The sequence below is a fragment of the Streptomyces lycii genome (assembly GCF_009735685.1).
Taxonomy (GTDB): domain Bacteria; phylum Actinomycetota; class Actinomycetes; order Streptomycetales; family Streptomycetaceae; genus Streptomyces; species Streptomyces lycii.
The window spans coordinates 1-19,449 of sequence record NZ_WHPN01000255.1 but is presented as its reverse complement, the minus strand read 5'-3'; the positions used below and the strand labels follow the sequence as shown (position 1 = coordinate 19,449).

At 75.4% G+C, this 19,449-nt stretch carries 13 protein-coding genes; 8 read left to right on the top strand and 5 right to left on the bottom strand.

What is annotated here, in order from left to right:
* Window positions 1-36: 36 nt before the first annotated feature.
* Window positions 37-1,167 carry a ribosome small subunit-dependent GTPase A gene (gene rsgA / locus GCU69_RS11195; protein WP_235978402.1) on the top strand — a complete coding sequence of 377 codons (1,131 nt, stop codon included), beginning with the start codon at window positions 37-39 and terminating at the stop codon, window positions 1,165-1,167.
* 566 nt (window positions 1,168-1,733) lie between these two features.
* Here rsgA and GCU69_RS11190 read toward each other — a convergent pair.
* Window positions 1,734-2,453 carry a helix-turn-helix transcriptional regulator gene (locus GCU69_RS11190; protein ID WP_235978400.1) on the bottom strand — a complete coding sequence of 240 codons (720 nt, stop codon included), beginning with the start codon at window positions 2,451-2,453 and terminating at the stop codon, window positions 1,734-1,736.
* A 157-nt stretch (window positions 2,454-2,610) separates the two neighbouring features.
* Here GCU69_RS11190 and GCU69_RS11185 point away from each other — a divergent pair, with 157 nt between their 5' ends.
* Both GCU69_RS11185 and GCU69_RS11180 read left to right on the top strand, forming a co-directional pair.
* A complete protein-coding gene (locus tag GCU69_RS11185; protein WP_156205830.1) occupies window positions 2,611-4,848 on the top strand; it encodes a protein phosphatase 2C domain-containing protein in 2,238 nt (745 codons plus the stop codon).
* A 75-nt stretch (window positions 4,849-4,923) separates the two neighbouring features.
* On the top strand, window positions 4,924-6,666 hold the full coding sequence (locus tag GCU69_RS11180) for a pyruvate dehydrogenase (RefSeq protein ID WP_098754244.1): 1,743 nt from the start codon (window positions 4,924-4,926) through the stop codon (window positions 6,664-6,666).
* A 492-nt stretch (window positions 6,667-7,158) separates the two neighbouring features.
* Here the strand turns inward: GCU69_RS11180 and GCU69_RS11175 are convergent, their stop codons facing one another.
* Together GCU69_RS11175 and GCU69_RS11170 are read right to left on the bottom strand one after the other, a co-directional pair.
* Window positions 7,159-8,283 (bottom strand): DUF2637 domain-containing protein, encoded by a 1,125-nt coding sequence (locus GCU69_RS11175; RefSeq protein ID WP_098754245.1) that lies wholly within the window; start codon window positions 8,281-8,283, stop codon window positions 7,159-7,161.
* Between the two features lie 251 nt (window positions 8,284-8,534).
* A complete protein-coding gene (locus tag GCU69_RS11170; protein WP_098754246.1) occupies window positions 8,535-9,368 on the bottom strand; it encodes a (2Fe-2S)-binding protein in 834 nt (277 codons plus the stop codon).
* 371 nt (window positions 9,369-9,739) lie between these two features.
* Here GCU69_RS11170 and GCU69_RS11165 point away from each other — a divergent pair, with 371 nt between their 5' ends.
* Entirely contained in the window at window positions 9,740-10,537 is a 798-nt protein-coding gene (locus GCU69_RS11165) for a GntR family transcriptional regulator (RefSeq protein ID WP_235978399.1), read from the top strand.
* Between the two features lie 662 nt (window positions 10,538-11,199).
* On the opposite strand, the gene GCU69_RS11160 is transcribed toward GCU69_RS11165, so the two are convergent.
* Together GCU69_RS11160 and GCU69_RS11155 are read right to left on the bottom strand one after the other, a co-directional pair.
* A complete protein-coding gene (locus GCU69_RS11160) occupies window positions 11,200-12,027 on the bottom strand; it encodes a hypothetical protein (protein WP_098754248.1) in 828 nt (275 codons plus the stop codon).
* A 182-nt stretch (window positions 12,028-12,209) separates the two neighbouring features.
* Window positions 12,210-14,255, bottom strand: a complete 2,046-nt coding sequence (locus tag GCU69_RS11155) for a PucR family transcriptional regulator ligand-binding domain-containing protein (RefSeq protein WP_156205828.1) — start codon at window positions 14,253-14,255, stop codon at window positions 12,210-12,212.
* Window positions 14,256-14,670: 415 nt separating this feature from the next.
* On the opposite strand from GCU69_RS11155, the gene GCU69_RS11150 reads away from it, so the two are divergent.
* From GCU69_RS11150 to GCU69_RS11135, 4 genes are all read left to right on the top strand, one after another.
* Entirely contained in the window at window positions 14,671-15,573 is a 903-nt protein-coding gene (locus GCU69_RS11150) for an FAD binding domain-containing protein (RefSeq protein ID WP_156205827.1), read from the top strand.
* A complete protein-coding gene (locus GCU69_RS11145; protein ID WP_235978397.1) occupies window positions 15,564-16,328 on the top strand; it encodes a (2Fe-2S)-binding protein in 765 nt (254 codons plus the stop codon). Before GCU69_RS11150 ends, GCU69_RS11145 begins: the two co-directional genes overlap by 10 nt.
* Before the next feature lies 1 nt (window position 16,329).
* Entirely contained in the window at window positions 16,330-18,768 is a 2,439-nt protein-coding gene (gene pucD, locus GCU69_RS11140) for a xanthine dehydrogenase subunit D (RefSeq protein ID WP_156205826.1), read from the top strand.
* A gap of 304 nt (window positions 18,769-19,072) precedes the next feature.
* Window positions 19,073-19,449: XdhC family protein (locus GCU69_RS11135; RefSeq protein ID WP_170315825.1), on the top strand; the 377-nt coding region annotated here is incomplete at its 3' end.

Genomic DNA, 19,449 nt, shown 5'->3' with positions numbered 1-19,449 from the left:
CGCGCTGCCGGGACCGCCCTTCGAAGGGTCATCCCGTTGTTCCACGACAACACCCCGCACCACCCCCTCGCCCGCTACGGCTGGGACACCGGCCTCGAGTCCGACTTCGCCCCGTACGCCGCGGAAGGGCAGCTGCCCGGCCGGATCGTACGGGTCGAGCGCGGCCGCTGTGACGTCGTCACGGTCACCGCCCCCTCCGGCCCGGCCCCGGCGGAGGCGCACACGCTCACGGCGGACATCGCCCCGGTGTCCACCTCCGACCCCACCCGTTACGCCTGCACCGGGGACTGGGTCGCCCTGGACGCGGACGCGTCGGCGGTGACGGCCCTGCTGCCGCGCCGTACCCAGATCCTCCGCTCCACCTCCTCCAAACGGTCCGAGGGCCAGGTGCTCGCGGCCAACGTCGACCACGCCGTCATCGCCGTCTCGCTCGCGGCCGAACTCGACCTCGGCCGCGTCGAACGGTTCCTCGCGCTCGCCTGGGAGAGCGGCGCACAGCCGGTCGTCCTGCTCACCAAGGCCGACCTGGTGCCCGACCCGGCGACCCTCGCGCATCTCGTCGCCGACACCGAGACGGCCGCGCCGGGTGTGCCGGTGCTGACGGTGAGCGCGGAGACGGGTGAGGGCATCGACGCGCTGTCCGCCCTCGTCGGCGGTGGCACCACCGTCCTGCTCGGCCAGTCCGGAGCGGGAAAGTCCACGCTGGCCAACGCCCTTCTGGGAGCCGAGGTGCAGCAGGTGAACGCCACCCGAGACAGCGACGGCAAGGGCCGGCACACCACCACCAGCCGTGACCTGCTGCCGTTGCCGCTGCCGGGCGGCGGCGTCCTCATCGACACCCCCGGGCTGCGGGGCGTCGGGCTCTGGGACGCCGAGAGCGGGGTCGCGCAGGTCTTCGCGGAGATCGAGGAACTGGCCGGGGACTGCCGCTTCCAGGACTGCGCGCACGTCGCGGAGCCCGGGTGCGCCGTCCTCGCCGCGGTGGACGCCGGGGCCCTCCCGCCCCGGCGCCTGGACAGCTACCGGAAGCTGCTCCGGGAGAACGAGCGCCTGGCCGCTCGTACGGACGCCCGGCTCCGGGCGGAACTGCGGCGCAGCTGGAAGCAGAAGCAGGCCTTGGGACGGCACATGGTCGAACGCAAGCGCGGGCCCCGGCCGCGCGACTGACCGGCCGGGCGGTCGCCCGGAACGGTTGTCCGGGGTGGTCGTGCGGAACGGTTGTCCGGGACGGTCGTGCGGAACGGCTGTCCGGGGTGGTCGTGCGGAACGGCTGTCCGGGACGGTCGTGCGGAACGGCTGTCCGGGGTGGTCGTGCGGAACGGCAGGAGCCCGCGGGCTGCCGGGTCGTGGTCCCGGTCCGGGCACTCGTGCCCGCCGATGGGGACGGCACCGCAGTGCGGTGCTCAGGGGCACGGGGACGCGTGGGCCGGGTCGGACCGGCCCGGGTCGAGTGGGCCGGGTCGGGTTGGGGCGGAGCGGCCGGGCCGGTCCCGACCCGGAACGGCCGGGCCGGAATGGCCGACCCGGAACGGCCGGGCCGGAATGGCCGACCCGGAACGGCCGGGTGGGGGAGGACGTCTTCGCCTCGGCGCCGGCCTTCACCCGGCTGGGCTGAAGTGGTGACCGGTCCGGGTCGGGGCGCGGCCGGAGCACGGCTTCGGTCCGAGCCCGGGCGTGCCGACCGGTCCGGACGGCGCGGACGGCGCGGTCCCGCCCGACCGGTCCGTGGCGCGTCAGTCCGCGCGCTCCTCGTGCTCCGGGGCCGGGCCGGTTCCGGTGGTTGCCGCGCCGCCCTGCTGCCGGGATCCGGCAGCAGGCGACCGGGCCGGCCAGCCGCGGTCCCGGGCGTGCCAGCCCAGTTGCATCCGGGTCGAGACACCGGCCAGCTCCATCAGCCGCCGCACCCGCCGCTGCACGGTGCGCAGCCCCAGGTCGAGTTGCTTGGCGACACTGGCGTCGGTCAGGCCGTCCAGCAGGAGTGACAGCATCCGCAGATCGGTGGCGTCGGGACCGTCCGGGCCGGCGGGAACACCGGGGGAGCCACCGTCCGCCGTGCCGGCGGGAGCGGCGCCGTCGTCCGAGCGCCCCGCGCCGGACCTGCCTCCGGGCCCGGAAGCCGTACCGTGCGCCGCCGGGCCGGGAGTTCGCGCGGTGGCCGTGCCGTACGCCTCGGCGAGCCGGGCGGCGGCCCGTTCCGCCCGCTCCAGTTCCTCCCGCCGCCGGGCGAGCAGCGAGTTCAGGGCGGCCGCGGGCGGCACCGCCAGCCAGTGGCCGGGACGATCCGGCACCTCTTCCGCGAGCCCGTGCTTCTCCAACGCCCGCAAGGTCTCCAGGGACTCGGCGTCCGGCAGGTCCAGCCGGTGCGCCAGCTCCGGCAGCGCGGCGGAACCCAGGCCGGCCAGCGCGCGGTACGCCGCCTCCTGGGCCGCGTCCAGCCCGATGGCACCCAGCATGCTTCCCTCTCCCCGCCCGGACCCCCAAACCCTCGTCGCCGGACATCATGACCGGGACTCCGGCCACGGCGCCACCACGGGTGCGCCGTCGTGGCCGAGTTGACGGGTCTTCGGCGTGCGGCCTTCCCCGAGCGGCCGCGAAGTGGACAATGAGGGCATGAGTCAGCAGGGTGAGCGGCCCGGCGAAGAGGACGACTGGTGGCGCCAGTTGTACGACGAGACGGCACCGGACACCGGGCCGCCCGCCCGCGCGGGCGACTCCCTGGACGACCGGTTCGACTCGGCCGCCCGCACGGTCGGCCAACCCCCGGCGGCGAACCGCCCCGCACCGGCGTCGGCCGGGCAGCCTCCGGCGGCCGGGCGGCCTTCTGCGGAGGGGCAGCCTCCGGCGGCCGGGCGGCCTTCTGCCGAGGGACTGGGTCCGGCGGCCGGGCGGCCTCCAGCCGTGGCATGGCCTTCCGCGGAGGGGCAGCCTCCGGCGGAGAGCCGCCCCTCGGCGGAGGAGCGGGCCCCGGCGGAGGACCGGGCCCGGGCAGCAGGGCAAGCTCCGCCGGACCGTGCCCCGGCGGCGGGTCGGTCTCCGGCGGCCGACCGTTCCCCGGTGGTGGGGCAGGTCCAGCCTCACCGGCAGCCGCCACCCCCACGGGCGTCCGAACGCATCTGGCCCGCCGAACCCCCGGGCCCGGAGCGGGCACCGGTCACCTCCCGCGGCCCGGTCACCTCCCGGGCGCCGCGGCAGCTGGGCCCCGAGGTGCCCCGGCCCGCCTCGCCGTCGTCCATGACTCCGCCCCGGGCTCCGTGGGAACCCCCGCTGGACGCCGACGACGGCCTCGTACCGCCGAGCCGTACCGAGCCGCCGGCGCCGCCGGCTCCGAGGACTCCGGCGGCCCCGGCCTCACCCGGTCTCGCCGCCGCCCCCGAACCCACAACCCCGCCCCCCGAACCTTCGATCCCCGAACCCCCGGCCCCCGGATTCCGTGCCCTCACGCCGGAGCCACCACCCGCACCGGAGCCCTCACCCCCGCCCGCATCCGCCTCGGCCGGCGCCTTCGAACCCACCGCCTTCGCACCGGAACCCTCATCCGCACCGGAACCCCCACCCCCACCGGCATCCGCGTCCGCGTCCGCGTCCGGAATCGACCCCGCATCCCAATCCCAGTCCCCACCCGGACCCGAATCCTCACCCGAATCCCAATCCTCACCCGAACCGCAGTCCCCACCTCGACCCGAATCCGCACCCGACCGCCCCCTCGCCGTCCACGTCGGTGACGGACCTCCCACCTACGACCCCGAGCCCACCGCGCTGCCCGCCGCCGACCCCGAGCACCTCGACGACCTGGTGCCGGACACCGCTCTCGACGGCGCGCGGTACGGCAGCGCCACCCTCCGGGCCGCCTCCGTCCGCGGTGACTCCCCGCGCTACCGGGGCGAGCCACGGCGCGACGTGCTGCTCACGGCGCGGTTCGGCAGCGGCGACCGGGCCCTGCTGCTGATCGGAGTCGCCACCGGTTCACGGGCGGCCGACGGGACGCACCGCGCCGCCGCGGACCTCTGCCACTGGGTCGGCCGCGCCGTCGGCGACAGCCATGCCCGGCTGTCCGAGGACATCGGCGCAGGCCGGCGCGGCGAACTCAAGTCCGGGCTGCACCGGCTGACGGGCCGCGCCTACGGCAGGCTGCGCGGCCGCGCCGTCGACCAGGGCCTCGACCCCGCCTCGTACACCGCGCGGCTGCGCTGCCTGCTGCTGCCCGCCGATCCCGCGTGCCGCACCCGGGTGTTCTTCGGCGTCGGCGAGGGCGGGCTGTTCCGGCTGCGCGACGGGGTGTGGCAGGACATCGAGCCCTCGCCGCCGGACCCCGGCACGGCCACCGGGGGCCCGGTCGTCGGTTTCGGCGGGCTTCCCGGGCCGCGGAGCCCGGGGAACGCGCCCGCACCGCCCGGCCCGTGGCCGCCGGGCGACCCGGCCGCCCCGCACCGGCCGGACGGCTCCGGTGACCCGGCGGCCCGGCAGCGCCGGGACGAAGCCGGCGACCCGGCCGCCCCGTACCGGCCGGACGGCGGTTCCGGTGCCCCGGCCGCCGGGCCCGGACCGGGAACCCCGGCCGATCCGCGCGTTTCCGTGGCCCGTCCGGCACCCGGTGGGCCGGCCGGAGGGGAAGGGTCCGTGGACCCGTTCCTGTTCCGGGCCTCGGTGGCCCGTCCGGGGGATGTCCTGCTGCTGTGCAGCCCGGGGCTGGCCGAGCCGTTCCGGGATGAACCGGAGCTGGCCGCTCTGCTCGCCGGCCGCTGGTCCCGGCCCGCGCCGCCGGGCCTGGCGGCGTTCCTGGCGGATGTCCAGGTCCGGGTCAAGGGGTACGCCGACGACCGTACGGCCGCCGCCGTCTGGGAGGCGTAACCGCGCCGTCCATGGGTTGATGGAGCCGGGGTAGCCGTATACCCCGAACCTCTCCCGCTGCGAAGGACAGGCGCGATGGCGAAGCAGAACGTGGCCGAGCAGTTCGTGGACATCCTGGTGCGCGCCGGGGTGCAGCGGCTGTACGGGGTCGTCGGTGACAGCCTCAACCCGGTCGTGGACGCCGTTCGGCGCAACCCGGCCATCGATTGGGTGCACGTACGGCACGAGGAGACGGCGGCGTTCGCCGCGGGAGCCGAGGCACAGATCACCGGGCGGCTCGGGGCCTGCGCCGGTTCGTGCGGCCCGGGCAACGTCCACCTGATCAACGGCCTGTACGACGCGCACCGTTCGATGGCCCCCGTGCTGGCCCTCGCCTCGCAGATCCCGAGCGCCGAGATCGGCTCGGGCTTCTTCCAGGAGACGCATCCGGACCGGCTGTTCCAGGAGTGCAGCCACTACAGCGAACTGATCTCGACGCCGAAGCAGATGCCGCGGGTCGTGCAGACCGCCGTGCAGCACGCGGTCGGCCGGGGCGGTGTCGGCGTCGTGTCGCTGCCGGGCGACATCGCCGCCGAACCGGCGCCCGAGCGCGCGTTCGAGCACGCCATCGTCACCAGCCGGCCGACGGTGCGGCCGGGCGACGAGGAGGTCGAGCGGCTCGCCCGGATGGTGGACGAGGCCCGGACGGTCACCCTCTTCTGCGGCAGCGGCGCGTCCGGCGCGCACGCGGAGGTGATGCAGTTCGCGGAGCGGGTGAAGGCACCCGTGGGGCACGCCCTGCGGGGCAAGGAGTGGATCCAGTTCGACAACCCGTACGACGTCGGCATGAGCGGTCTGCTCGGCTACGGCGCCGCGTACGAGGCCACCAACGAGTGCGATCTGCTGCTCCTGCTCGGCACCGACTTCCCGTACCAGGCGTTCCTGCCGAGCGACAAGAAGATCGTCCAGGTGGACGTACGGCCCGAGCATCTGGGCCGGCGTTCCAAGCTGGACCTCGCCGTCTGGGGCGACGTCCGCGAGACGCTGCGCTGCCTGATCCCCGAGGTGCGCGTCAAGAACGACCGCAAGTTCCTCGACCGGATGCTGAAGAAGCACGCCGACGCCCTGGAGGGCGTGGTCAAGGCCTACACCCGCAAGGTCGACAAGCACATCCCAATCCATCCGGAGTACGTCGCCTCGGTGCTGGACGACGAGGCGACGGACGACGCGGTCTTCACGGTCGACACGGGCATGAACAACGTGTGGGCCGCCCGCTACATCACCCCGAACGGCCGCCGCCGCATCATCGGCTCGTTCACCCATGGATCCATGGCCAACGCCTTGCCGCAGGCGATCGGTGCCCAGTTCACCGACCGCGGCCGCCAGGTGATCTCGATGTCCGGCGACGGCGGCTTCTCCATGCTGATGGGGGACTTCCTCACCCTGGTGAAGTACGACCTGCCGGTGAAGGTGGTGGTCTTCAACAACTCCTCGCTCAGCATGGTCGAGCTGGAGATGCTGGTCGCGGGCATGCCGTCGTACGGGACGGCGAACAACGAGACCGACTACGCGGCGATCGCGCGCGCCGCCGGGGCACACGGCGTGCGGGTGGAGAAGCCCAAGCAACTGCGCGGGGCGCTGCGGGACGCGTTCAAGCACGACGGGCCGGCGCTGGTGGACGTGGTGACCGACGCGAACGCCCTGTCGATGCCGCCGAAGATCAGCGCGGAGATGGTGACGGGCTTCGCCACCTCCGCGAGCAAGATCGTGCTGGACGGCGGGGTCGGCCGCATGGTGCAGATGGCGCGCTCCAACCTGCGGAACATCCCGAGGCCCTGACGCGGCATCCGCCACCGGCGCACACCGTGTCCGGCACGCGGGCCGTGTACGCCATGCAGGCCGCGCACACCACGCAGGCCGTGTTCGGCACGCAGGCGGCATACGCCACGCACACCGCGCACGGCGGGTGCGCGGTGTGCGTGGGCGGTGGGTCGGGGCTGCGCCGTTCGAGTGGTACCCGGCCCACGGGGATATCGAATGACATTCGCCCGGGAAGGCAGTGTGCAGTGACGGTTGCGCCGCGGTGTCCACCGCCCGCACGTCCTCCCCTGAATGCCCGGCACCGTACTCCCGGCGGTGCCGGGCATCGACTTGCCCGGCCGGCGGACGCCCGCCGGTGCCGCCGGCAGCACCGTGTCACCGGCCCGTCACCGTCACCGGCCCGTCACCGTCACCGGTCCGTCACCGTCGCCGTCACTGGCCGTGTCACGGACGGTGTCACGGACGGTGTCACGGACGGTGTCACGGGCAGTGTCACGAGCGGCTGACCGGTCAGCCGAACTGCTGCTCCATCTCCTTGAGCTTGCGTTCCAGCGAGTCCAGCCGCGGGACCGTCAGGGTGTCGTCCTCGGCGGTGAGGTCGACGGTGCGCGGCGCCGCCTCCCGGCGGCCCCGGTCCGTTCCCCGGCCCGGGGGTACGGCCTGGAGCACCGGCCCGGCGGTCTCACCCGGGGCCGTGCCCGCCGGTTCCGCGGGGGAGGGCGGGAGTGCCGCAGCCGGCCGTTGCTCCGCTATGGCCGACTCCGCGCCGGCCTGCCCGGCCGCCGAACCCTGCGGCAGCCCCGGCAGCTGGACCTGACGGCCGCCGCGGGAGCGGCGCAGAATGCTGTGCTGCCGGTTGAAGGCCTTGATCCGGGCCCGCTCGCGCTTTTCCTCGTCCCGCCGGGTCTGCCGCGCCCGGAGCTTCTCCCGCCGGTCCTCGCGGACCTCCTCGACGGCCTCGTCCAGCGTCCGTACGCCCTCCAGCAGCATCAGCGACCAGGCGCCGAAGGTCTCGCGGGGCGCCCGCAGCCACCGGACGATACGGATCTGCGGCAGCGGGCGCGGCACCAGCCCCTGCTCGCGCAGCGCCGCCCGGCGGGTCTGCTTGAGCGCCCGGTCGAAGAGCACCGCGGCCGACAGGGACATCCCGGCGAAGAACTGCGGGGCGCCCGCGTGTTCGAGCCCGCGCGGGGCGTGCACCCAGTTGAACCAGGCGGCCGCCCCCGCGAACGTCCAGACGAGCAGCCGGGAGCCGAGGGCCGCGTCACCGTGGCTGGCCTCGCGCACCGCCAGGACCGAGCAGAACATCGCCGCGCCGTCGAGCCCGAACGGGACCAGATACTCCCAGCCGCCGGAGAGATTGAGGTTCTGGCGTCCGAAACCGACCAGACCGTGGAAGGAGAGCGCGGCGGCGACCGCGGCGCAGCAGAACAGCAGCACGTACGAAGCGGTGCCGTAGACGGCTTCCTTGCGCCGGCGGCGCTCCTCCATCCGCTCCCAGGAATCGCCGAGTCCGCCCTCGTCCCCGGACCGGTCCTTCCGGCCGCGGGCGTGGACCACCGCCGCCACCGCGATGCCGGCGAGCAGTACCGCACCCGGCAGCACCCAGTTCAGCGCTATGTCCGTCAGTCTCATCCGGTTGTCCCTCGACTCGCTTCCGTCGAGCCCGTGCCGTTCCGCGGGCCGTCCTGCCCGCGACATCTTGGCCGAACGGCCTGTGGCGCCAGGAGGTTTCGCGGCAAGAGGGCCGCAATGGACGCGAGGTGCACGCGAATAGGTGCTTGAGGAGTCGAACTTGATCGCGGAACGGTCGAGTTGTGTTCGGGCCGAGTCCGGACCGGGATCGGGCGCGGTCTGCCGAAGAGGTGTGGGCGGGGCCGGGACGGTCAGGCGTTCGCGAGCCGTTCGACGCGCTCCGCGTCGCAGGTCCGGGGGCAGGTCACGCAGGTGTCCTCGGGGCGCAGCGTGTAGAAGAGGCAGCAGCTGGCCCGGTCGCGGGTCGGCAGCGGCTCGCCCTTCGGCCCGGTCAGCTCCCGGAACGAGGGGCCGCCGACGTACGGCTTCGTGGTCCCCGGAAGCAGCGCCTCCAGCTCGGTCACGGCCCGCTTCTCCTCGCCGAGGAGATGGCCGACGTACCAGAGGCTCTCGACGATCTCGTCGGTCGCCATGCCCCACATCGCGCGCGGCCCGCGGCGCATCTTCGGCCGGAAGCCGTCCAGCACCGGCCCGAGGTGTTCGGCGACGGCGTCCCGCACCTCGCCCCGCAGGGCCTCCTCGTCCGGGACGACGCGCGCTTCGGGCAGACCGGCGGCCGGGTCGTCGGGGAGGCAGGCGAAGTCGCCGGGCAGTGCCGTCATCCGGCCGAGGGTGCGCTGGAACGAGACGGCCTCCACCGGCATCCGGGGCACCCGGCGCAGCAGGAACCAGGGGAGGGTGATCAGCAGGCAGGCCGGCCAGGCGTAGCGGTGCAGCGCGAAGCTGGCGACGACGTCGGGGCGGGCCCGCTGCCCGTAGTCCCGCAGGACCTGGGCGTCGTCCCAGGAGATGAATTCCTCCAGCGCGGGACCGCCGGCCGCCAGCTCGCTCGCGGTCACCCAGCCACCGCCGGAGCGGGGGGCCTCCTCCAGGATCTGGAGGCTGGGGAACACACTGGTCAGGCGGTTGTACGCCCCGGCGAGCGGGGAGAGCGCAGGGGCCGGGGCGGCCGGTGCCAGGGACATGCAGGGACCACCGATTCGCGCGATCATTTGCAGGTAAGCCTTACCTTACCCCGTCCCTCCGGTGTTTGCACGGCGACCCCGTCCGCCTATCGTGCAGCAGGACGAAACAGGAGGAACGGACTATGGACCGGACGCGGCAGGCGAGGAGCGCGGAGCGGGACCCGGCGCTGCCCGGGCCCGGGATCTCCGCCGGGCCCTCCGCCGGGACCGTCACGGGAGAGGGCTCCGCCCGTGCTTCCACCGCCGGGCTTTCCCCCGGCGGGCCCTCCGCCGCCGGGCTTCCCACTGCCGGACTTCGCGCTGCCGGGCTCACCGCCGCGGGACTTCCCACCGAGGGGGCCCGGAGCGGCACCGGCTCCACGGCCGGGCCCGTGACCGGGCACACGGGGGAGGCCGGGCCGGACGGGGCGCGGCCCTGGCCCGGCGTGCCCCGGCAGGGTGTCCCGGCCGCCGAGTCCTTCCCCGCCGGGCGGCCGCATCCCGAGCCGGGACCGTACGACGGGCCCGGCCCGGCGGCGCCCCGCCGGATGCCGCGCCGCCACTCCGTACGGGCCCAGATCCTCGACGCGCTGCGGACCGCGCTGGCGGACGGCGAGCTGGCGCCCGGCGAGGTCTATTCCGCGCCCGCGCTCGCCGAGCGCTTCGGGGTGTCCCCGACGCCCGTACGGGAGGCGATGCAGCAACTGGCGTCCGAGGGTGCCGTCGAGACGGTGCCGAACCGGGGCTTCCGGGTCGCCCGGCGCAGCGCGCGCGACCTCGCCGAACTGGCCGAGGTCAGGGCGCTGCTGGAGATCCCCGTGCTGCTCCGGCTGGCGCAGGGCGGGCAGCCCGAGCAGTGGGACGAGCTGCGCCCGTACGCCGCGGCCACGGTCGCGGCGGCGGCCCGGGGCGACCGGGCGGGTTACGCCGAGGCGGACCGGGCGTTCCACCAGGCGCTGCTGACGCTGTCCGGCAACCGGCAGCTGGCGCTGGTGGGGGACGCGCTGCACCGGCGGATGCAGGGGCCGTGCGGGGGCGGGGCGGGCGAGATCCCGGCGGGCGGGCGGACCAGGGACCTGCTCGCGGAGGCCGCCGAGCACAACCAACTGCTGGACGCGCTGGCCGCGCGGGACACCGCGGCGGTCGAACGCCTGGCACGCCGGCACCTGTCGGGAGGCGGCGGCCGCTGACGCGGGTGACCGCGGCCGCGCGGCGTCACCGGGGCGCGACACGTTCTTCGGCAGCTCCCGCCCTCGGGGGCCGTACGTCTTCGGAGGCCGTACGGGCTCGGAGGCTGTACGGGTTCGGACGCGGGCCGGACTCCGGTGCCGTACGGGTTCGGATGCCGACCGGGTCCGGTGCCGTAGGGGCGTCGGTGCCGTACGGGTTCAGTGCCGTACGGGCATCGGTGCCGTACGGGCCGGCTCGGCTCCCGGAAGGCCGCAGACGCCGGACAGGTGCAGACGCCGGTCGGGCGCGGATGCCGGTCGGAGGCGGATGCCGGAGGGGTGCAGCCGCCGGACGGTCTCGGACGCCGACCGAAGCGGCGACGCTGCTGCGGTCCGCCGGACGGATTCGGACGACGGCGGACCGACGCGGGGACTCCGAAGCGGGGCGGGTCGAAGCGGGGCCGGACAGAAATGCGACCGGACCGAAGCCGGGCCGGACCGAAGCCGGGCCGGACAGAAGCGAGAACGGGCCGCCGCTGGGGCGGGCCGCCCGCGGGGACCGGCCCTCGCCGACAGGCCGACGCGGTGACGGCCCGCGCCGGGGCAGGTCCGCAGCGCCGCCCCGTCGCGGGAGGGCTCGTCCCGCGAGAGGGGCGGCGCTGCGGAGACCTGTCGCCGGACGGTCAGGTGAGGTCCGTGGGCGCCGGGATGTGCGGGGCGGGGGCGGCGGCCGGGTGCAGTTTGTCGGCCAGCCAGGACGGGACACCGCCCAGCAGGCGCACCAGCCGGCCCGCCTCGGCGCGGAGCCGTGAGGCGTCCGGTTCCGGTTCGACGTCCGCCAGGGCCGAGAGCGCCGGGGCGATCCCGATCAGATAGCCGAGTTCCTCGCGGAGCCGCAGCGACTCGGCGAACCCGTGCCGGGCCTCTGCCGGGTTGCCCTCCTGCTCCGCCATGGAGGCGAGGTGCCGCCAGGTGAAGGAGAGCAGCAGCTGGTCGCCGTTCGCGGTCGCCCCCGCGTGCGCACGGGTGAACGCCGCCTGCGCGCCCTGCGCGTCATGGGCGAGGTGCTGGGCGACGAGCCCGCGCCGGAAGTCGAGCAGGGCCCGGTTCGGGGAGCCGGGCGGCAGCAGCGCGGCGGAGCGGCCGAGCGCGGAGCGGGCCTCGTCCACCCGGTCCCGTACCCGGAAAAGGGTGGAGGCGTAGGCGAGATGACCGCGTTCGCAGGCCGCGGCGCCACGCTCCTCGTCGTCCGTGACCAAGGCCTCCGCGGAGCGCAGGGCGTCCTCCGCGTCCTCCCAGCCCGAGGCGGTGAACACGCACCGCTCGACCAGCACCGCGGTGCGCGCCAGCGCCGCCGACGGCTCGGTGACGGCGGCTGGGGCGAGCAGGGCGGCGGCGTCCTCCCAGCAGCCGCGGGACCGCAGCCGCCAGACCGCCCTCCGAACCGGATCGTCCTGCCGGTCCGGGCCGGGCCCCGGCAATACCGAACGAGACGATTCAGAACGTGACATGGCGGTATCCGCCACATTCCCTCCCCATGCGCGCCGTCGAGCCGGAAGCAGTGGGCGAATCTCAGCATGAATCATGGCCGTCGGCCAAGAGGATCCGTGAATGTTTTCACAATCTTGGTGTACGGAGCGGACCGGGCCGTCGGACGCGGCCGCCGGACGAGGGGGTCGCGGGCCGGGACCGTTCAGCTCATGCGGAGGGCAAGGAAGAAGTCGAGCTTGTCCTCCAGACGGGCGAGATCACGCCCCGTCAGCTGTTCGATCCGGCCCATCCGGTAGCGCAGGGTGTTGACGTGCAGGTGCAGCCGGGCCGCACAGCGGGTCCAGGAGCCGTCGCTGTCGAGGAACGCCTCCAGCGTCGGGACGAGTTCGGCGCGGTGCCGGGCGTCGTAGTCGCGCAGCGGTTCGAGCAGCCGGGCGGTGAACGCGCGCCGCACGTCGTCCGGGACGAAGGGCAGCAGCAGTACGTGCGAGGCGAGTTCGTGGTGCCCGGCGGCAGTCACCCGGCCGGGCCGGGCGGCGGCGACACGGCGGGCGTGCCGGGCCTCCTCCAGCGCGCCGCGCAGCGCCTCGGGGGAGTGGACGACGGCGCTGACGCCGAGCGTGAACCTCCCGCCGCCGTCGAGGCCCCTCGTCAGGGGCTCCCGGACGACGTCGAGCAGGCGTTCGGCCCGGACGCCGTGGTCCGCGCCGCCGGGTTCCGCGCCGGCCGGGCTGTCCGCACGTTCTCCGGCTTCCGCGGCGTGTCCGGAGTCCGGGGCGTCCCCGGCGCCGGACCCGCCCGCCGTGCCCGCCGCACCGGCCCGGGCCGTGCCCGCACCCGCGCCGGACGCTCCCGCACCCGCGCCGCTCGCCTCCGCGCCGTCGCCGGGCCGGGCGGGGACCGGACCGGTGTCCGCGGCGAAAGCCGGAACCTCGCGGGCGGCGAAGGGCGTGGGGGCCGGTACGGGCCCGGCCGTCAGCGGCACCAGCGCGACCGCCTCGTCACCGGTGTGCGCGACGGCGACCCGCTCCGCACCGTCCGCCCCGACCGGGCCTCCCGTGACGCGGGGGTCGGTGAGGATCTCCTCCAGCAGGGCCTGCGCGGTCCGGCCGTCGGCCCGCGGAGCCGCGGACGGCGGCCCGGCCTCGCCGCGGCCGGCGGACGGCGCACCGCTCCGGTCGGCCGCGCGGTCGGGGGACCACTCCGTACTGGCGACCACGATCTGCCAGTGCGGCGCGCCGCCGGTGCCCGGCAGCAGCACGGGGGCGGCCATCCGGAGCCGGGCCGCGACCTCGGAGGGCGGCGCGCCCGACTGGACGAGTTCCAGCACCTCCTGGGCCAGCCGGCGCCGTACGGCACGCGCCGCCCGGCGCCGCTCGCGCTCGACCGCGATCAGCTGGGTGACACCGTGCAGCAGGTCCAGCCGCTCGGCGGGCCAGTCCGCCGTGTCGGCCTCGACGGCGAGCAGCCAGCCGGACAGCAGCGAGCCGCGCGCGCCCGGCGCCCCGTCCGTCTCGCCGGAGCCCGGGGCGGTGGTGTCGCGCACCGGGAAGAGGGTGTGCACCCGGCCCGCTGCGGCGAAGCGGTGCGGGCCGCGCCGGCCGGCGCGCTCAGCCGCCAGGTGCTCGCCCGCCAGGGCCGAGCACAGCTCGGGGGACGGAGCGCCGCCCGGGTCCGTACCGGTGCGGCCGGAGCTGCCGTCGTGGCCGGCCGCCCCGGGGCCCGCGACGAGCCGGCCGGTGGAGGAGAGCACCCAGGCGCGCAGGTCGAGGTCGCTGCCGAGGAGGTCCAGCACGGCGTCCGGGCCGCCCCCGGCCGGGCCGGCCGTCATCAGCCGCCGGTGCCGCTCGACGACCGCGGCCAGGTCCCCGGCCCGCTCGCCGGACACCTGGCGTACGACATGCTCGGTGATGGCGGCGAACGCGACGTCCTCGCTGACCGCGAACAGCGGCAGCCGGTGCCGCCCGCAGGCCGCCACCAGGTCCTCCGGCACGGCCCCCAGCTCGGCCTCGCCCGCCGCCAGCCCGGTGACGCCCGCCCGGACGAGGATCCGTACGAACCGCTCGGAGTCCGCGGGCTCCCGCCGCCATGCCAGCCCGCTCAGCACCAGCTCGCCGCCGGAGAGATAGCGGCTCGGGTCGCGCAGGTCGGTGGTCATCACCCCGCGCACGGTGCGGTCGAGTTCGTCCTCGCCGCTCAGCAGCCGCAACCCCAGGCTGCCGTTCTCCAGCAGTGCGCGCAGCCGCATGTCGCCCGCCGATCCTCGTCCGTCGCTGTTCGGGTGGCACCGGTTCGGTGCCCCGGTGCCGCCGCACGGCACCGGTGGTCGCGGGCCGGATGCCGCCGGTGCGATACCGCGAGGTTTCGGTTCCCCGCCTTTCGTTCGAATCTACAAGACCGGCCCGCCGGCCAGCCAACCGCTTCATGGTTTCCGTGACTGCACCCACCGGGGAACGACTCGGTGTACTGAAGGCTCGGTGTACTGAAGGAAGGGCGGCACCGCGGCACCGCGCCCCCGGCACCACTCCGGCACCGGGCCCCCTTCAGGCGCGGGCCGCCCGCTTCACCGTGCGGACAGCCCCCGCGCACCGGCACCACCTGTCCCGCAGCACCCGGTCCCGTACCACCCGTCCCGCAGCACCCACAGCGAAAGAGAGCCACCGATGGACTTCCTTCGCCCCGCCGGCTGGGAGGAGGCGCTCGCGGCCAAGGCCGAGCATCCCGACGCCGTGCCCATCGCCGGTGGCACCGACCTCATGGTCGAGATCAACTTCGGGCACCGGCGGCCGGAACGGCTGCTCGACCTCACCCGGATCGGTGAACTCGGGGAGTGGGGGACCGACGGGGACACGGTCCTGCTGGGCGCCTCCGTCCCGTACACCCGGATCATGGAGCGGCTGCGGGCCGAGCTGCCCGGGCTGGCCCTCGCCGCGCACACCGTGGCGTCCCCGCAGATCCGCAACCGGGGCGGTGTCGGCGGCAACCTCGGCACGGCCTCCCCGGCCGGTGACGCGCACCCGGCTCTGCTGGCCGCGGGCGCCGAGGTGGAGGCCGAGTCGGTGCGCGGCAGCCGGCTGATTCCCGTGGACGCCTTCTACACCGGGGTGAAGCGGAACGCGCTGGAGCCGGACGAGCTGATCAAACGGGTGCACATCAAGAAGGCCGCCGGGCCGCAGCAGTTCTCCAAGGTCGGCACCCGCAACGCCATGGTGATCGCCGTGTGCGCCTTCGGCCTGGCCCTGCACCCGGACACCCGCACCGTGCGGACCGGCATCGGCTCGGCCGCGCCGACCCCCGTCCGGGCCCGCGCGGCGGAGGACTTCCTGGCCGGGGTGCTGGAGGAGGACGGCCTGTGGGAGAGCGGCGCGGTCCTGCCGCCCGCAGCGGCCCGCCGGTTCGCCGAGCTGGCCGCGGGGGCCTGTAACCCGATCGACGACGTACGGGGCAGCGCGGACTACCGGCGCCACGCCGTCACCGTCATGGCCCGCCGCACCCTGGGCTGGGCCTGGGAGGACTACCGGGGGACGACCCGCCGCAGCGCCGAAGGAGGCACACCGTGCGCCTGAACGTCACCGTCAACGGCCGTCCGCTGCGGGCGGACGACGTCTGGGAGGGCGAGAGCCTGCTCTACGTACTGCGCGAGCGGCTCGGCCTGCCCGGCTCGAAGAACGCCTGCGAACAGGGCGAATGCGGTTCCTGCACGGTCCGCCTCGACGGCGTGCCGGTGTGCTCCTGCCTGGTCGCCGCCGGCCAGGCGGAGGGCCGCGACGTGGTCACCGTGGAAGGGCTCGCGGAACACGCCCGGCGGCGCACGGCGGGCCGTACGGGTGAAACCGGCCCGGGCAGCGGCTCGGGCGGCTCGGACACCGGCTCGGCCAGCGGTCCGGGCGGCTCGGACACCGGCTCGGACACCGGCTCGGAGGCGGGCACCGGCTCGGACACCGGCCCGGCAGGTGACACGGGCCGGGCGGGTGGCACCGGCGGCACCGGCGGTCCGGACGGCCGGCAGCCCGTCGCCGCCGCGTCCTCGCAGCTCGCGCCCGTGCAGCAGGCGTTCGTCGACGCCGGGGCCGTGCAGTGCGGGTTCTGCACGCCCGGGCTGCTCGTCGCCGCCGACGCGCTGCTGGAGCAGAATCCGGAACCGACCGACGCCGACATCCGCGAGGCGCTCTCCGGGAACCTCTGCCGCTGCACGGGCTACGAGAAGATCCTCGACGCCGTACGCCTCGCCGCGGCCCGCGGCGGCCCGCAGTCCGCCGGCGCGACCGGACCTGCCGGACCCGCCGGACCTGCCGGACCTGCCGGAAAGGACGGTGCCTGACATGGGCGCGACCCGCATCCCCACCGCCCTCACCCAGGAGGGCCGCACCGGCACCGGGACCGGTGGCATCGGCGAGTCCACGCTCCGGCCCGACGGCACGCTCAAGGTGACCGGCGAGTTCGCGTACTCCTCCGACCTCTGGCACGAGGACATGCTGTGGGGCCACACGCTCCGCAGCCCGCACGCGCACGCCGAGATCCGCTCCCTGGACGTCTCCGCGGCCCTCGCCGTGCCCGGCGTGTACGCCGTGCTGACGCACGACGACCTTCCCGCCGGGACCCACTACGGACTGGAGCGTGCCGACCAGCCCGTCCTCGCCGAGGACGTCGTCCGCTTCCACGGCGAACCGGTCGCGATTGTCGCCGCCGACCATCCCGAGACCGCGCGGCGCGCCGCGGAGCGCATCCGGGTCGACTACGCCGTGCTGCCCGTCGTCACCGACGAGGCCTCCGCGACCGCCCCCGGCGCCCCGCTGCTCCACCCCGGCCGCGGCGACGGCACCCCGCACCCCAACATCGTGCACCGCCAGCCGGTCCGGCGCGGCGACGTGGCGGCCGCCCGCGCCCGCGCCGACGTGGTGGTCCGCGGCGAGTACGAGGTCGGCATGCAGGACCAGGCGTTCCTCGGCCCCGAATCGGGTCTCGCCGTGCCCGCCGAGGACGGCGGGATCGACCTCTACATCGCCACCCAGTGGCTGCACGTCGACCGCAGGCAGCTCGCCCCCGTCCTCGGCCTCCCCGAGGAGAAGGTGCGGCTCACCCTGTCCGGTGTCGGCGGCGCGTTCGGCGCCCGCGAGGACTTGTCCATGCAGGCCCACGCCTGTCTGCTGGCGCTGCACACCGGACGCCCGGTCAAGATCGTCTACAACCGGTACGAGTCCTTCTTCGGGCACGTCCACCGCCACCCCGCCAAGCTCTCCTACGAGCACGGCGCGACGAGCGACGGCAAGCTCACCCATGTCACCGCGCGCATCGTCCTCGACGGCGGCGCCTACGCCTCCTCCTCCCCGGCCGTCGTCGGCAACGCCGCCTCCCTCGGGGCGGGCCCGTACGAGATCGGGCACGTCGACATCGAGGCACTCGCGCTCTACACCAACAACCCGCCCTGCGGCGCGATGCGCGGCTTCGGCGCCGTCCAGGCCTGCTTCGCGTACGAGGCCCAGATGGACAAGCTCGCCCGGGAACTCGGCCTGGACCCGGTCGACTTCCGGCAGCGCAACGCCATGTCGCAGGGCAGCCTTATGCCCACCGGCCAGCGGGTCGACTCACCGGCGCCCGTCGCCGAACTGCTGCGCCGGGTCCGGGACATGCCGATGCCGCCCGCCGAACAGTGGGTGACCGCCGGGGAGCGGGCCGACGTGCGGGCGCTGCCCGGCGGGCTGTCGAACACCACGCACGGCGAGGGCGTCGTCCGCGGGGTCGGCTACGCCGTCGGCATCAAGAACGTCGGTTTCTCCGAGGGCTTCGACGACTACTCCACCGCCCGGGTCCGGCTGGAGGCGGTGAACGGGGAGCCGGTGGCCGTCGTGCACACCGCCATGGCGGAGGTCGGCCAGGGCGGTGTCACCGTGCACGCCCAGATCGCCCGGACCGAGCTGGGCGTCACCCGGGTCGTCATCGACCCGGCGGACACCCGTGTCGGCTCGGCCGGTTCCACCTCGGCGTCCCGGCAGACGTACATGACCGGCGGAGCGGTACGGAACACCTGCCGGGCCGTGGCGGCGGAGGTGCTGCGCCGCGGCCGTGAGCGGTTCGGCGACCGGCACCCGGCCTGGTCGGCGGCCGGGGACGGTGCGGGGGGCGCCCCGGGCGGTGCGGGCGGTACGCCGGACGGTGCAGGCGGGGGCGGGCCGCGGCTGGAGGGCGGGAAGATCGTCACGGCGGACGGCGAAGTCCTCGCCGGGCTGGCCGAGGTGCTCGGCGACGAGGCGGTGGACATCGAGCTGGAGTTCCGGCACCGGCCCACCCAGCCGTTCCACCCGCAGACCGGGCAGGGCTTCGGGCACGTGCAGTACTCCTTCTGCGCGCACCGCGCGGTCGTCGAGGTCGACACCGAGCTGGGCCTGGTCAAGGTGGTCGAGCTGGCTGCCGCCCAGGACGTCGGCAGGGCGATCAACCCGCTTTCCGTGGTCGGCCAGATCCACGGCGGTTCCACCCAGGGACTCGGGCTCGCGGTCATGGAGGAGATCGTCGTGTCCCCGGACGGGCTGGTGCGCAATCCGTCCTTCACCGACTATCTGATCCCCACCGTCCTCGACACCCCGGCCATGCCGGTCGACGTGCTCGAACTCGCCGACGACCACGCCCCGTACGGTCTGCGCGGCGTCGGCGAGGCGCCCACCCTGTCGTCCACGCCGGCCGTCGTCGCGGCGATCCGCGCGGCGACCGGACTGCCGCTGCGGCGGGTGCCGGTGCGCCCGGAGCACATCACCGGCTGCTGAGCCGCCGACGCCGCGGGGGCCGACCCGCCCTCGCGGGACGGGACCCCGCCACGGAGCCGGTCCCTCATGGACGGGAGCCGACACGGAACCGGGCCCGTCACGGAGCGGGACCCGTCACGGGACAGGATTTCGTCACGGAGCGGGACCCGCCGCCGGACGGGACCCGCTGCCGGACGGGGCCCCTCATGGCACGGGACCCCTTGTGGCACGGGACCCGCCGCGGAAGGGGTCCGTCGTGGCCGGAAGGGATGGCGGACAATGGGGCGCCGGGGCCGCCACGTACGCGCAAGGGATGTGACCACCAATGCTGGACCTGGCCGAGGAGCTGCACCGATGGTGCGAGGAGCGGCGCGACTTCGCCGTCGCCACCGTCGTGCGGACCACCGGCAGCGCGCCCCGGCGGCCGGGCGCGGCGCTCGCGGTCGATGCCGAGGGCACGGCGATCGGATCGGTCTCCGGCGGTTGCGTCGAAGGAGCGGTCTACACCCTCTGCGAGGAGGCGCTGAAGAGCGGTGAGAGCCGCACCGAGAGCTTCGGCTACTCCGACGAGGACGCCTTCGCGGTCGGGCTGACCTGCGGCGGCGTCATCGATGTGCTGGTCACCCCGGTCACCGGGCGGGACGAGCGGGCCCGGTCCGTCCGGGCCACCCTCGCCGCCGCGCTGGCGGCGGCGAACGCCCG